This window comes from Sphingopyxis terrae subsp. terrae NBRC 15098, from assembly GCF_001610975.1.
GTDB classification, from domain to species: domain Bacteria; phylum Pseudomonadota; class Alphaproteobacteria; order Sphingomonadales; family Sphingomonadaceae; genus Sphingopyxis; species Sphingopyxis terrae_A.
Genome location: NZ_CP013342.1, coordinates 3,179,630 through 3,192,993 on the forward strand (window position 1 = coordinate 3,179,630; position 13,364 = coordinate 3,192,993).

The 13,364-nt window shown below is 64.9% G+C and carries 10 protein-coding genes and 1 tRNA gene; 5 read left to right on the forward strand and 6 right to left on the reverse strand.

The window, feature by feature from the left end:
- Nucleotides 1-39 precede the first annotated feature (39 nt).
- Nucleotides 40-915: an N-formylglutamate amidohydrolase gene (locus AOA14_RS15120; protein WP_234179024.1), complete on the forward strand. Its 876-nt coding sequence runs from the start codon at nt 40-42 to the stop codon at nt 913-915.
- A gap of 181 nt (nt 916-1,096) precedes the next feature.
- Here AOA14_RS15120 and AOA14_RS15125 read toward each other — a convergent pair.
- The 3 genes from AOA14_RS15125 to AOA14_RS20160 form a co-directional block, all read right to left on the reverse strand.
- Nucleotides 1,097-1,173: transfer RNA gene (locus AOA14_RS15125), tRNA-Pro, on the reverse strand.
- 106 nt (nt 1,174-1,279) lie between these two features.
- Complete coding sequence (locus tag AOA14_RS20155) at nt 1,280-1,543, reverse strand: JAB domain-containing protein (protein WP_062902394.1); 264 nt, start codon at nt 1,541-1,543, stop codon at nt 1,280-1,282.
- The gene (locus AOA14_RS20160; protein ID WP_238929672.1) at nt 1,543-1,707 is read right to left on the reverse strand and encodes a hypothetical protein; all 165 of its coding nucleotides are present in this window, start codon (nt 1,705-1,707) and stop codon (nt 1,543-1,545) included. The genes AOA14_RS20155 and AOA14_RS20160 overlap by 1 nt, the downstream gene beginning before the upstream one ends.
- A 173-nt stretch (nt 1,708-1,880) precedes the next feature.
- On the opposite strand from AOA14_RS20160, the gene thyA reads away from it, so the two are divergent.
- The 4 genes from thyA to AOA14_RS15150 all read left to right on the forward strand — a co-directional run bounded on the left by thyA (nt 1,881) and on the right by AOA14_RS15150 (nt 6,511).
- On the forward strand, nt 1,881-2,774 hold the full coding sequence (thyA, locus tag AOA14_RS15135) for a thymidylate synthase (RefSeq protein WP_051066456.1): 894 nt from the start codon (nt 1,881-1,883) through the stop codon (nt 2,772-2,774).
- A 94-nt stretch (nt 2,775-2,868) separates the two neighbouring features.
- Nucleotides 2,869-4,164, forward strand: a complete 1,296-nt coding sequence (locus tag AOA14_RS15140; RefSeq protein ID WP_062902395.1) for a 3-methyl-2-oxobutanoate dehydrogenase (2-methylpropanoyl-transferring) subunit alpha — start codon at nt 2,869-2,871, stop codon at nt 4,162-4,164.
- A 26-nt stretch (nt 4,165-4,190) separates the two neighbouring features.
- Nucleotides 4,191-5,195, forward strand: a complete 1,005-nt coding sequence (locus AOA14_RS15145; protein WP_003051495.1) for an alpha-ketoacid dehydrogenase subunit beta — start codon at nt 4,191-4,193, stop codon at nt 5,193-5,195.
- Nucleotides 5,196-5,200: 5 nt separating this feature from the next.
- Nucleotides 5,201-6,511, forward strand: coding sequence for a dihydrolipoamide acetyltransferase family protein (locus tag AOA14_RS15150; RefSeq protein WP_062902396.1), 1,311 nt, complete (start codon nt 5,201-5,203; stop codon nt 6,509-6,511).
- 60 nt (nt 6,512-6,571) lie between these two features.
- Here the strand turns inward: AOA14_RS15150 and AOA14_RS15155 are convergent, their stop codons facing one another.
- From AOA14_RS15155 to AOA14_RS15165, 3 genes are all read right to left on the reverse strand, one after another.
- On the reverse strand, nt 6,572-11,701 hold the full coding sequence (locus AOA14_RS15155; RefSeq protein ID WP_062902397.1) for a DUF11 domain-containing protein: 5,130 nt from the start codon (nt 11,699-11,701) through the stop codon (nt 6,572-6,574).
- 61 nt (nt 11,702-11,762) lie between these two features.
- Nucleotides 11,763-12,827, reverse strand: a complete 1,065-nt coding sequence (locus AOA14_RS15160; protein ID WP_062902398.1) for a DUF11 domain-containing protein — start codon at nt 12,825-12,827, stop codon at nt 11,763-11,765.
- A gap of 72 nt (nt 12,828-12,899) precedes the next feature.
- Nucleotides 12,900-13,364: a hypothetical protein gene (locus tag AOA14_RS15165; RefSeq protein ID WP_120649328.1), complete on the reverse strand. Its 465-nt coding sequence runs from the start codon at nt 13,362-13,364 to the stop codon at nt 12,900-12,902.

Below are 13,364 nucleotides of genomic sequence, written 5' to 3' on the forward strand. Positions count from 1 at the left end.
CTGGATTCGTCGGCGCTTTTTTGCCACCCTCTCATATCGATGCCCCACCGCACCCTTCCGCCCGCCGCAATCGCGGTCCAACGTCCCGACGCGCCAGGCTCCGTCGTCGTGTCGATCCCGCATGCCGGGCGCCTCTATCCGCCTGAAATACTTGCAGCGGCGCGCGTGCCGATCGCCGATCTCGAGCGGCTGGAGGATCGCTGGTGCGATGTCATCGCGGCGGGTGCGGTCGAGGCCGGCGCGACAGTGGTGCAGGCGCTGTGGGCGCGCGCTGTCGCCGATTGCAATCGCGGCGAGGGGCAGATGGCGCCCGCCGAGGTCGCAGTGCCGCTTCGCGCACAATTTTCGGCGCCGGGCCGCAAGGAGCGCGCCGGGCTGGGCGTCGTGCCGACGCGGCTCGCCGACTGCGGTACATTGTGGAAACGTCCGATCGACCGGGCCGCGCTGCACTGGCGTCTCGAATCGCTGCATCGGCCCTATCATGCAGCAATTGCCGAAGAACTCGCTGCGGCGCGTGATCGCTTCGGCCACGCCATTCTGATCGACCTGCACAGCATGCCTTCGATTCCGTCCGGACAGCCAGGTCATGGGGCGCGCATCGTGATCGGCGATCGCTTCGGCACGTCCGCGGGCGAGTGGCTGTCCGACCTGCTTCTCGACAGTGCCGCACGGCTCGGCGTCGCCGTGACGCGCAACCAGCCCTATGCGGGTGGGCATATCGTGCGGACGCACGGGCGACCGCTGGCGGGCGTCCACGCGGTTCAGATCGAAATCGACCGGAGCCTCTATCTGCACCCCGACAAGAGCGTCGATGCGGCCCGTTCGGGCGCGCTTGCACGCTGGTTCGCCGGCCTGATCGATGCGGCGGGGCAGATGCGTCCCGATGGCGACATGCTGCCGCTGGCCGCCGAATAAAAAACCACCTCGTACCGGAGTACGAGGTGGCCAGGGTCCAGGGAGGACGCACCCACGTCCGCTAGGACGAGGCGCTCGCCGCGATGGAAAGGGGGAAAACCATGGCGGCGTAGGATCAATTTAGGATGGGTCGCGACACGTTACAAGACGCGTCTGTGCAAAATCTGCAGCAATGCGAAACTGGTCGGGGAGAGAGGATTCGAACCTCCGGCCCCTGCCTCCCGAAGACAGTGCTCTACCAGGCTGAGCTACTCCCCGACCGATCTCTGGCGCCGGCGGACCGGCGCGAGGGCAGGGCGGTCCTCTAGACGCGCCTTTTCGGAACTTCAAGCGTCAATCGGCAGCTTTGGCGATATTCGCCGATTTAGAGCAATTGCGCGCGGCGAAAGCTGAAATGACCATGATCGACGAAGATCAGATGATCGGTCAAATCGACGGCGATTCGGCGGAGAAAATCCATCGCCTCGCCGGTCGCCGCCAGATCGGCTTCGCTCGGGTAGGCGCAGCCCGATGGATGATTATGCGCCATCAACACGGTCGCGGCGCCCCGGCCGATCAGCCGGTGCCAGCAGGCAGGGGCGATCGTGCAACGGCCGTCGATACCGCCTTCGCAGCATTCGATCCGCATCAGGCGTCCGAAACCATCGAATCCGGCCGGATCAGCCGCTCGCGGTCAGCGGGGAACTCGGCGCGCAGCAGATCCCGGGCCACCGCGTCCTCCGCGTCGCGATCGACGAAGCCGCTCAGCGTCGTGCCATCGAAGGGGCGGGCAGGTGGGAAAGCGAGCGCCATAGCCGAAATCTGCGCTCCAGGGCGGTCCGCGCCAAGCCGGGACTGGGCCGAAACGGTGCAAGGTCGGGCGGGGCGCTTGCGAGGCGCGCCGCTGCCGCCTAGCAAAGAGGCCGCAATGCCGGGAGCGAGTCTTGTCCGAATCCATCCATTATGAACTTCAATATCTCGACTTGATGCGTCGGATATGGACCGAAGGCGACGAACGCGTCGACCGCACCGGGGTCGGGACGCGCTCGCTGTTCGGCGAAACGATGCGCTTTTCGCTGCGCGACGATGCCATTCCCTTGCTCACAACCAAGCGCGTGTACTGGAAAACGGCGCTGCGCGAGCTGTTGTGGTTCCTGACCGGCGACACCAATATCCGACCGCTTGTTGCGCAGGGCGTCCGCATATGGACCGACTGGCCGCTCGAGAAATATCGCCGCGCGACGGGCGAGCAGATCGACGCCGAAGCGTTCGAGGCGCGGATCGTCGCCGATCCTGATTTCGCGGCGGCGTGGGGCGATCTGGGGCCGGTCTATGGTCATCAGTGGGTCAATTGGCCGCGCTATGAGCCGGCGGGCGAGGGGCTGTTCCGCCGCGCGGAACAGGGGCACAACCAGATCGCCGCGCTGATCGACTCGCTCCGCAACAACCCCGGATCGCGCCGGCATATCTTCACAGGCTGGAATGTCGCCGATCTCGACCGCATGGCGCTGCCGCCCTGTCACATGACCTATCAGTTTCATGTGCGGAGCGACGGCGGACTGTCGTGCCTTCTGTTCCAGCGGTCGTGCGACCTGGGCCTGGGTTTTGCCTTCAACATATTCGAAGCCGCGCTGCTGACGCGGATGGTTGCGGCGCAATGCGGTCTTCATGCCCATGAACTGGTGTGGACCGGCGGCGACGTCCATCTTTACCTCAATCACGCAGAGCTCGTGGAGCAGCAGCTTCGGCGCGTTCCATCGGGCGCACCGCGATTGCGCATCCTTCGGCAGGCTTCGAGCATTTTCGATTATGCGTTCGACGATTTCGCGGTCGAGAATTACGCCCCGCAGGCGCACATTTCCGCGCCCGTCGCGGTCTGAGAGGCCGCCATTGCATTGCTATGCAGGAAGTAATAATATGTCGTCCAATTGAAATATAACGGCGCGGCGATTCGCGCCCTGAAGGGACGAAGATATGCCCGAAACGCATCGGCGCCCGGCGAGCAATCTGCCGCCGCTGTCGCTCCATATTCCCGAACCCCGCTATCGCCCCGGCGACACGCCCGACTTTGGCGATATCGATGTTCCGGCGGTCGAGGCGACCCCGCGTCCGGGCGAAGCGACCAAGCCCGATGCGATGCGCGATATGTGCTACGGCCTTGTCCGCGTGCTCGATTTTGACGGGCAGGCGAAGGGCGCGTGGGATCCGAAGCTCAGCGCCGAACGGTTGCGGGCGATGCTGCGTTACATGATGCTCGTCCGCGCCTTCGATGACCGCATGTTCCGCGCCCAGCGCCAGGGCAAGACCAGCTTTTACATGAAATGCACCGGCGAGGAGGCGACCTCGGTCGCCTCGACGATGGCGATCGACCGCGCCGATATGTGCTTTCCCAGCTACCGCCAGCAAGGCATCTTGATCGCGCGCGATTATCCGCTGATCCAGATGATGAACCAGATCTATTCGAACCGCGGCGACCATCTGCTCGGGCGGCAATTGCCGATCATGTATTCGGCGCCCGAGCACGGGTTTTTCAGCGTTTCGGGCAATCTCGCGACGCAATATCCCCAAGCAGTCGGCTGGGCGATGGCATCGGCCTCGAAGGGCGACAGCCGCATCGCGACCGTGTGGTGCGGCGAAGGGTCGTCGGCCGAAGGCGATTTCCATTCGGCGCTAACCTTTGCGACCGTCTATAACGCGCCGGTCATCTTCAACGTCGTCAACAACCAGTGGGCGATTTCCAGCTTTTCGGGTTTTGCCGGGGGTGAGCGGACGACTTTTGCGGCGCGCGCCGTCGGCTATGGCATCGCCGGCCTGCGCGTCGACGGCAATGACCCGCTTGCCGTCTATGCCGCGACGCAATGGGCGGCTGACCGGGCGCGGACGAATAACGGTCCGACGCTGATCGAACATTTCACCTATCGCGCCGAAGGGCACAGCACCTCGGACGACCCGAGTGCCTATCGCGCAGCGCAGGAAGCGAGCGCCTGGCCGTTCGGCGATCCGATCGCGCGCATGAAGCAGCATCTGATCGCGCTAGGCGAATGGGACGATGCCCAGCATGATGCGCTGCGCGCCGAGCTCGACGATTTGGTAAAGACGACGCAGAAGCAGTCGGAAAAGCTCGGGATTCTGGGTCACGGCATGCACCAGCCTTTCGAAACGATGTTTGAGGATGTCTTCGAGCAAATGCCTTGGCATCTCAAGGAGCAGTGCGATCAAATGCTGGCCGAACAGGAAAAGAAGTTCGGCCCCAATTGGAAGCCCGAATGATGGCCGGCGAAACCCAGACCAAGACGATGAACATGATCGAGGCGATCAACAGCGCCATGGACATCATGCTCGAACGCGATCCTAACACCGTCGTGATGGGTGAGGACGTCGGCTTTTTCGGCGGCGTCTTTCGCGCCACCGCGGGCCTGCAGAAAAAGCACGGCAAGACGCGTGTTTTCGATACCCCCATCAACGAATGCGGCATCATCGGCGTCGCCGTCGGCATGGGCGCTTATGGCCTGCGTCCGGTCCCCGAAATCCAGTTTGCCGACTATATCTACCCCGGGCTCGACCAACTCGTGAGCGAGGCGGCGCGGCTGCGCTATCGTTCAGCGAACGATTTTATCTGCCCGATGACGGTACGCACGCCGTTCGGTGGCGGCATTTTTGGCGGCCAGACGCACAGCCAGTCGCCCGAAAGCATCATGACGCATATCTGCGGCGTGAAGACGGTCATTCCGTCGAACCCCTATGATGCCAAGGGCCTGTTGATCGCAGCGATCGAGGATAACGACCCCGTCGTCTTCCTCGAACCCAAACGTATCTACAATGGCCCGTTCAGCGGCTATTACGACCGCCCGGTCGAACCCTGGTCGAAGCATGATGCGAGCGCGGTCCCCGAAGATTATTATCGCATCGAACTCGGCAAGGCGGCGACGGTACGCGCCGGCGAGGCGGTGACGGTGCTCGCCTATGGCACGATGGTCCACGTCGCCAAGACGGTGATCGAGGAGATGGGCGTCGACGCCGAAATCCTCGACCTGCGGACGCTGCTGCCGCTCGACATCGATGCGATCGAAACCTCGGTAAAGAAGACCGGGCGCTGCCTCATCATCCATGAAGCGACGCGCACCTCAGGCTTTGGCGCCGAACTGGCGGCGCTCGTTCAGGAACGCTGCTTCTATCATCTCGAGGCGCCGGTTGAGCGCGTGACGGGTTTCGACACGCCTTACCCCCACAGCCTCGAATGGGCTTATTTCCCCGGGCCGGTGCGCATCGCGACCGCGCTCGAAAAGATCATGAAGGATTGACCGCCATGGCTCGCTATTCATTTCGCCTGCCCGACATTGGCGAGGGCATCGCCGAGGCCGAGATTGTCGCCTGGCACGTCAAGATCGGCGAGCGCGTCGAGGAGGACGCCCAACTGGCCGACATGATGACCGACAAGGCGACGGTCGAAATGGAATCGCCCGTGTCGGGGGTCGTTGTCGAACTCGCCGGTGACGTCGGCGAAATGGTTTCGATCGGCTCGACGCTGGCGGTGATCGAAACCGACGGCGAAGCCGCGGTCGAAGACATGATCGCCGAAGAGGAATTCGAAGAGGACATCGCGGCCGAAACGCCGGGTGTAGAAGGGGCTGCGGTGGCGGAAGCGCCGCCGTCCCTCCAAGCCGTTCGCCCGGAGCCTGTCGAAGCGCCGTCCTTGTCTTCCACCGTTGAAAAAAAGGACGGGGCTTCGACAAGCCCAGCCCGAACGGAACAGGGTAGAGCCATCCTCGCATCGCCGGCCGTTCGCGCCCGGGCGAAGGATTTGGGCATCGATCTGGGGCAGGTCCATTCCGACGGCGACCGCATTCGCCATGCCGATCTCGACGCATTTCTCCGCTATAGCGGCGGGCAGGGCTATCACGCCCCGGGCGCCAGCCGTGCGCGCGCCGACGAACCGGTCAAGGTCATCGGCATGCGCCGCAAGATCGCCGAGAATATGGCGGCGTCGAAGCGCGCGATCCCGCACTTCACCTATGTCGAGGAAATGGACGTCACCGCGCTCGAAGCGATGCGCGCCGACCTCAATGCCAATCGCGGCGGCCGGCCGAAGCTCACGATGCTGCCGTTCCTGATCGTCGCGATCTGCCGCACGATTCCCGAATTTCCCATGATCAACGCGCGTTACGACGACGAAGCGGGTGTTGTGACGCGGCATGGTGCCGTCCATCTCGGCATGGCGACGCAGACCGATGCCGGACTGATGGTCCCGGTGATCCGCGACGCACAGGACAAGAATGTGTGGCAGCTCGCGAGCGAAATCGGCCGGTTGGCGGAGGCCGCACGCACGGGCAAGGCGAAGGTCGAGGAACTGACGGGGGGCACGCTGACCGTCACCTCGCTCGGCCCGCTCGGCGGCATCGCGACGACCCCGGTGATCAACCGGCCCGAAGTCGCTATCATCGGCCCGAACAAGATCGTCGAACGCCCGGTTTTCGACGGCGACGACATCCGCCGCGCCAAGCTGATGAACCTGTCGATCAGTTGCGACCACCGCGTTGTCGATGGCTGGGACGCCGCAAGCTATGTGCAGGCGCTCAAGAAGCTGATCGAGACGCCGGTTCTGCTGTTCGCGGACTGAGTCTATGTCGTCATTGCGAGGAGCTTCGCTGCGCTCGCAATGACGGCTATCCAAGCTGCGTTACAATCCCAGCCCGGCAAAGCTCGTCTGGTCGAACTTCAGCTTGAAGGTCACATAGGCGCCCGAGCGGGCGGAGCGCGCGTCCTCGAAATCGCGGTCGTGGAAGCCCGCGAAATTATAGCCGAAGGTGACATTCGCATTGGTCATCGGCGCGAGAGTCAGCGTCGGGCCGGCGGCCCAGGCGACGGTATCGCCGCCGGTTCCGACGCGAACGCTGCCCGAGGCGCCGACATCGACATGCTCGCCCAGGTTGAAGCGGAAGTCGGCGCCGAACATGTTCGACCAGCCTTTGACGTCATCGGCGCCGAAGCGGTCGAAATTATAGCGCGTGCCCCAGAAGAAGCCGAATTCGCCGCGTTCATACCATAGCCCATCGCCGTCGCGCCGATCGCCGCGATCACCGAGCGGCGACCAGTTGACCGACAGGCTGTTGATGACGCGGCGGCTGGTGGCATCGCCATCGATTGTCAGCGCGGCGCCGCCGATCGGCCCGGCCTGACCCGCGACTGCATCGCGCACCTTGTCCGAACGGACTTCGGTCTTGTTGAGCCAGGACAGCCGCGAATCGGCGGGACGATGCGCCCAGCTGAGTTCAAACTGGATCACTTCAGTCGACGGCGTGGTGCCGGCACCGCTGGCCTTCGCATAGGTGAAGAGCGCACCGAGCGCCCGGCCTTCGCCAAGCTGGCGCAGCCCGCCGAGCGTGAGGCCATAGCGATTGGCAAGCTCGCCATCGCGATATTCGGCGCGGCCCGTGATCGTCCAGCGATCGGCGCGATAGGTGGCGCCGGTGCTGACCGCCACGAAATCCTCGGTCAGCGTCCCGTTGCCCGCAAGGAAACCACCCGACGCCGCAGGCTGACCCGCGTTCAACACATCGCCCGCGCGGATACCGCCCAAGGTGCGGTTTCCGTCGACCGACAGATCGACCGACCAACGCTCGCCGAGCCGCAGCGACTGCGACAGGCCATAGGCCGCAAAGCTGCGCGGGCCATATTCGCTGATATCCTGCTGGTTCGCGGTCGCGAGCAGGCGTGCCCCGGCCCATGGCGCGAGGTCGAAGCCCAGCCGCGCGGTGCGGGCCTTCACACTGCTGCCGTCGGCGATTTCGTAGCTACCGACCAGATTGACGTCGCGCGTGATCGCGAACCGCGCGCCGAGCCGCTGACGGGTCGGGAAATCGACGCTTGCATCCTGTCCGCCCAGGGCGAATTCGCTCTGCGCGTCGAGTTCGAGGCGCTTGTCGAACAGCCGCTGCGTCGCACCGAGCTGGACGATGTCCGATTTGTTGGTGCTGCCGTCACTGAGCCGGTCGTCGGCGTGGGTCAGTCCGGCGCGGAGCAGCGTGGTGCCATTGTCATATTCGACCAGCGCGCGCGCCGCCCGGCGGCGGGCATCGGTGTCGAGATAATCTTCCTGCCACGCGCTGCCCGTCACCGAAAGCTGGCGTCCAACGCGCAGCCGTCCGTCGAAGCCGAACTTGCGCGTGCCGTTTTCGCTGCTGCTGATCTGACCGGTGCCGAATCCGCTTTCCTGTTCGCGGACATAGGCCAGGAAGTCGGCGCTGCTGCTGTGATGCTCGGCCTCGATCAGCCACGCCTTCGCGGTTCCGGTGGCACTGCTGTTGCTGCTGCCCGCCTTGCTGCTGGCGTCGCTGACCGCGATTTCGGCGCGAACCTCGGTGTCGGTATCGGGCCGGAAGCGCGCATCGACGCCGCCGAGGTTGGTTTTGCGATCATTATCCTCGTCGTGGATCAGCGTCGCGCCGACGCGCAGCCGGTCGTCGTCGCTGCGATAGCTTACGCGGCCGCCGGCATTGAGCACGCGTTCGCCGACGCCATCGACTTCATATTCGGCTACGATAAACTGCGGATCTAGCGCCGAGGACCGGCTGAGTATCGGCTCGCGAAAGCGCAGCGTGCCAGCGGCGTAATCGATGTCATAGTCGATGTTGCGCGTCAGCGTCTTGCTGTCGACGATGCGTTCGCTGTGCAGCCGGTCGCGCGTTTCGATCGTGATGCGGTCGCTGTTCGGCAGAATGTCCCGCGCAGCGAGCTGATAGGGGCCGGTCAGGCCATTGCCCTGAATCTCGTCGCGGCGGAAGCGGTAGGGCGTATCGGCGGCGAAGGCCGTCGCGGCGAGGTTGCGCCCGCGATACTCCGCCTTGGCACCGTTGAGCGCGCGCTGATAGCGGGCGAGCTGCGGCTCCGAAATGCCCGTCTCGAAATCGCCGAACATCGCATAGAATTGCGGCCGTTCGAGCCGCAGATAGAGCTTGCGGACCGACGCGGCATCATAGCGCGTCTCGTTGCGGTCGGCGTAAATGGTGTAATAGGCGCGCGGATCGATCACGCCGCCAAATCGCGCGTCGTCCTGTTCCTTGTCGCTGTCATAGGCCAGCGTCATCAGCCATTTGCCCTGGATGCGGCCCTTGGCATAGAGCGCGAGCCGGGCGTCGGCGTTGAGGTCGTCGAGCTTCTCCGCGACCGCTTCCATCCTGTCGTCCAGCGTATTGTAGCCGAGCGTTCCAGCCGCAAAGCCCACCACCGTCCACGGGCGATTGCCCGGATCGAGCCAGGTTTCGATCGTTTGCTGGCGCTCGACCTTGGTGTCGCGAAAGCGGAAATCGATCGTCAGTGTTCCCGAAGCGGTCGTCGGTTCGAGCTCGATGAAGGCCAGCCCGTCGTCGCCTTCGGTCTTCCAGACCGGCTGCGCGCGTTCGAGCCCGGCAAGCTGGCGCGCCTGCTGCGCTTCGGCCTCGACCGCCGGGTAATAGGGTGCGGGGACGCTGAAATCGCCCGTCAGTCCCGCGCGGATCGGCTTGCCGTCTCGATCGGTCAGACGCACCGCGATCACCGGGCGCGTGACACCGTCCGCCACAAGCACCGATTTGTCGCGCACCAGCGTCGCGCGCATCGGCGTGATCGAATAATGGACATTGCGCTCGATCGTCTGCAATGGCGCGCCGTTCGCATCCTCGACCTTTGCTTCGAGGCGATTCTCACCCTCGGCAATCTCGATCCCGCGCCAGACGCTGACGGCGACGCTCCCGTCGGCCGACTTGCTGACGCCCTCGAAATTGAGCGCATTGACCGGATTGCCATTGATGCTGAGCGTCACGCGCTGTCCCGGCAGATGCTTGACAGCGGCGCGGATCGACTTGGCGCGCGGATTATGATCGGGTTCGGGGAACAACCAGCCGATGCCGGGTGCCTGGCCGGCAAGCCAGTCGCGATTGGCACCTGCGGCTTCGGGATCGCTGAGGGTTTTGCGGGTTTCGGCAGGATTGGTTGCCGGGGCGGCGCGCGGCGCGCTTATCGCGGCGCGGAAATCGGCGCGCTTCAGCGAACCGCCGCGACCTTCGACGAAGCGCGAGATCGCACTGCCGGCATCGACGGTCGAGCGGGCGCAATCGACCGGCGCGCGATCGAGCGGAAGGGTCGAAGGATCGATCTGGACGACGTGCAGGCCGGGGCGAACGCCTTCGAAATGATAGCGCCCATCCTCGTCGGTGACGGTGTAGCTGCCGTCCTGGAGCATCACGCGGACGCCGCCGATTCCGCGCGCCTTGCCCGGGTCGACGGCGCAGCCGCCGTCGGTGATACGGCCGATGATCGTCATACGGTCGCCAAGCTGGTCGCGTTTGATCGCGATCGTCGCTTCGGCGACATTGCTGACGGTCCCGCGGTTGTCCTGCGCCGTCGCGCGATTGAGCGCGCTGCCCGGCTGCGCCGAAACGGTGACTTCGGCGACATAGGTCAGCAGCACCGACGCCGAGGGCGCAATTGCGGGGAGGGCGACGCTGAAGCTGCGCCCGTCGGCTGCGACGGTGGGGTCGACGCGCGTGCCGTCGATGCGGACCGTATCGGCGCGAAGGCGCATCCCGGCCGGCAATTGATCGCCGACCGTCACCGCACCGGTCGTCCGCCGCGCATCGCGGTTCGACACCGTAATGCGATACTGGACGACATCGCCAGGCACCGCGACCTGCGTCGAAGTCGTCTTGGCGATCACCAATGGCTGGCCGGGCTGATCGACGGGAATATCGACCCGCACCGGGGCAGGGCTGGAAAGCGTGAAGGCGCGGCTGTAGCTCGCGTCGGTGATCGTGAAGGGCTGACCGTCATCGGGACGGCGCAAGCTCGCAAGATCCGCAGGGCTGGAAGCCGAGGGCGCGGTGTAAGGCGCGGGCGGTTCGACGAGCAGTCGATAGGTGCCGGGCGCAACGAACGGAAAGCGATAGTCGCCCGCGGGGAAGGTATAGACCGTGCCACCGCTGTCGGTGACATTCTGCCCGGTGACGACCGTGGACGGGTAGGAGGAGGTTCCATCGTCGCCGAACACCTGCGCCGGCTGGCCGGTTGCTGCGTCGATCAGCGTGACGCGGCTGCCCGCGACGGGCGAACCATCGCCGCTGTCGAAGACGATGCCGAAGGGATCGACCAGAAAGTCGATCGTCGCGATGGCGACAAGGCTCGCATTGGCGCGATCGGTGACGCGGACCTGAATTGGCGCACCCGGCGTGACCGACAGGCGGCAATCGCCGGCAACCACGGCGGGCGGAACGCCGATCGTGTTGATGATACCGACAAATTCGCCGCTGTTTGGTGCGGTTTCGGTCAGCGTGATCTGTTCATGATCGCCATTCTGCAAGTCGATGCTGACGGGCAGCAGGTCGCGCTGCGCCGGATCGGTATTTGCGGAGGCGAGGGTGACGCCGACAACAAGCATTTCGCCCGCGCGGAAGCTGGCGGTGCTCTGCAGCGACGCCGGGTTGGTCGGAAGGCCGGCATAGGGTCCGGCAAGCTGGATGAGTTGGCCCGCGCTGGCGGCGCTCAGGCCCTGGGCGGCGATGATCGACCCGCCGCAGGGCGTCGGAACGACCGGAACCGACTTGTTGCCTCCGCTGTCGACCAGGCGGTAGGTGCTGATGACCGGCTGCTCGGGCGGCCTTGCAAGCACCGTCACATCGACGCGATTGGAAAGCGTTTGCGTGGCGCCGCCGCTGCCCGTCCACTGCGCCGATGCGGTATTCGAAATCACCTGCGCATGCGCCGCGGGTGCCGCAGGCAGCAAGGCTGCCGCGACCAAGGCGGTCACATAGGAGAGGGTTTTCGAGCCGAAGGTCATTGCCGGTCCTGAAGGGGACGGTGCCGCGCCATGCGCGCCGCCGCCCCCTTCACTGGTCCTGTCAGTTGACGGTCGCGCGGAACAACAGGGTGCGCGTGTCGCCCGCGGCCACCGTCGCAACGGTGCCCGACACGACCGGCGCGGCATAGTTGGTCCCTGCCGCAACGCCGTCGGTGTTGCAGGTGCCTGCCGTAACCGTGCCGTTGACCCGCGCCGAACCGGCGACATAGGTCAACTGCGTCGGGACGCTGTCGTTGATTGCGACCGACGTGGCGCTGGCACCGCCCGCGGCGTTGGCGACGAGGATGCAATATTCCACCGTCGCGCCCGGGATCAGCTTCGGATTCGTCGTTCCGTTGAACGGATCGTCGACCACGCGGCTGGTCTTGGTTACAGTGAGTGTCGCGGTCTTGACCGTATAATCGTCGGCGGCGCTATGCGACGCGTCGCGATTGGCGTCATTCACCCCGGCGACGTCCGCAAAGACAGTGTCCTTGGCGGCCGTATTGGCCCCGGCAGTCTGCGTAATCGCGGCGCCCTGCGTGCCCGAAGCCCCACCTTCGCGTGCCGTCGCGCGCAGCTGGACGCCCGCAACAGCACCGGTGGAAAGACCGGCCGGGACGTCGGCGACGACGAACAGCCGGATCGGCGTATCGGTTGCAAGCTCGTCGATATAGGTGACGAGCGTATCGGCCGCATCGAAGCTGCCGACCGTACCCGACGATATATTGTCGCGGTAGATGCGGACGTTGCTCACATCGAAGCTGTCGGTGCCGCCATGCGCAGCCGTCCCGCCAGCGATCTGGCTGGCCGTCAGTGCGAAATCGAGCACTTCGTTCGACGTATTCGTCAACTGGAACGTCGTGACGGCATTGCTTTGCCCCGGCACGACCTCGGTCGTGACGCTGCCCACTTCTTCGACAAGCAGATTGATCTTGCGGTCGACGACGAAGCTGTTCGACGCGGTCTGCTGGCCCTGTGCGACGCCGCCGACCTGATAGTCGACGGTGACGTTATTCGTAATGGTGGTGCCCGCGGTCGTGCCGGCCGCATAGGCCGGGCTGGCAGCGATCAACGCGATCGCTGTCATTCCGATGGCGCCCACATAAGTCAGCTTGCTGGTCATAGCTGAACTCCAGGCTGTTCGGTCCCCTATTGCCCCACCGCCGGTGACCTTTAAGCGGTTATGATCAGAGGGTTATTTTACGACCCCCCTGAAGATGAGCTTGCCGGTCGCTCCTGCCGGGATCGGCTTCTGGAACGCCCAGCGAACGTGTGTGACATCGGCGGGCTGCGCCGGGCGGCGCGTTCCGTCGGCCATCGGCACGGTCAGATCGGCGAGCTGTCCCCACATCTTGCCGCCATCGACCGAGACGAGCGGCGGCGTATCGCCGGCGCCCGCAAAACGGACCGCTGAGGGCATCGGATTGGTGATGACGAACTTGTCGGCAGGCTGCGCGCCCGCGTTGCGATAGTTGAGCACGAAGACCAGCCGGTCGCCAGGAACGACGACCTTCGGTTCCTCGAGCAGGACGCGCTGCTTGCCGGCCGCGTCGGTCGTCACCCGCTCGACGAAGACATTATTGTCGAGCGCGACCTGGTTGGCGGCGAACGCCTGTGCCGGTGCGAGGGCGGCGATCAGAAGGAAAAGAGCCTTGCGCAT

What these genes read in the sequence shown, in the direction of transcription:
- AOA14_RS15145 (WP_003051495.1), top strand. Translation starts at nt 4,191, where the DNA reads ATGAACATGATCGAGGCGATCAACAGCGCCATGGACATCATGCTCGAA.
- AOA14_RS15140 (WP_062902395.1), top strand. Translation starts at nt 2,869, where the DNA reads ATGCCCGAAACGCATCGGCGCCCGGCGAGCAATCTGCCGCCGCTGTCG.
- AOA14_RS15155 (WP_062902397.1), bottom strand. Translation starts at nt 11,701, where the DNA reads ATGACCTTCGGCTCGAAAACCCTCTCCTATGTGACCGCCTTGGTCGCG.
- AOA14_RS20155 (WP_062902394.1), bottom strand. Translation starts at nt 1,543, where the DNA reads ATGCGGATCGAATGCTGCGAAGGCGGTATCGACGGCCGTTGCACGATC.
- thyA (WP_051066456.1), top strand. Translation starts at nt 1,881, where the DNA reads ATGCGTCGGATATGGACCGAAGGCGACGAACGCGTCGACCGCACCGGG.
- AOA14_RS15150 (WP_062902396.1), top strand. Translation starts at nt 5,201, where the DNA reads ATGGCTCGCTATTCATTTCGCCTGCCCGACATTGGCGAGGGCATCGCC.
- AOA14_RS20160 (WP_238929672.1), bottom strand. Translation starts at nt 1,707, where the DNA reads ATGGCGCTCGCTTTCCCACCTGCCCGCCCCTTCGATGGCACGACGCTG.
- AOA14_RS15120 (WP_234179024.1), top strand. Translation starts at nt 40, where the DNA reads ATGCCCCACCGCACCCTTCCGCCCGCCGCAATCGCGGTCCAACGTCCC.
- AOA14_RS15160 (WP_062902398.1), bottom strand. Translation starts at nt 12,827, where the DNA reads ATGACCAGCAAGCTGACTTATGTGGGCGCCATCGGAATGACAGCGATC.
- AOA14_RS15165 (WP_120649328.1), bottom strand. Translation starts at nt 13,364, where the DNA reads ATGCGCAAGGCTCTTTTCCTTCTGATCGCCGCCCTCGCACCGGCACAG.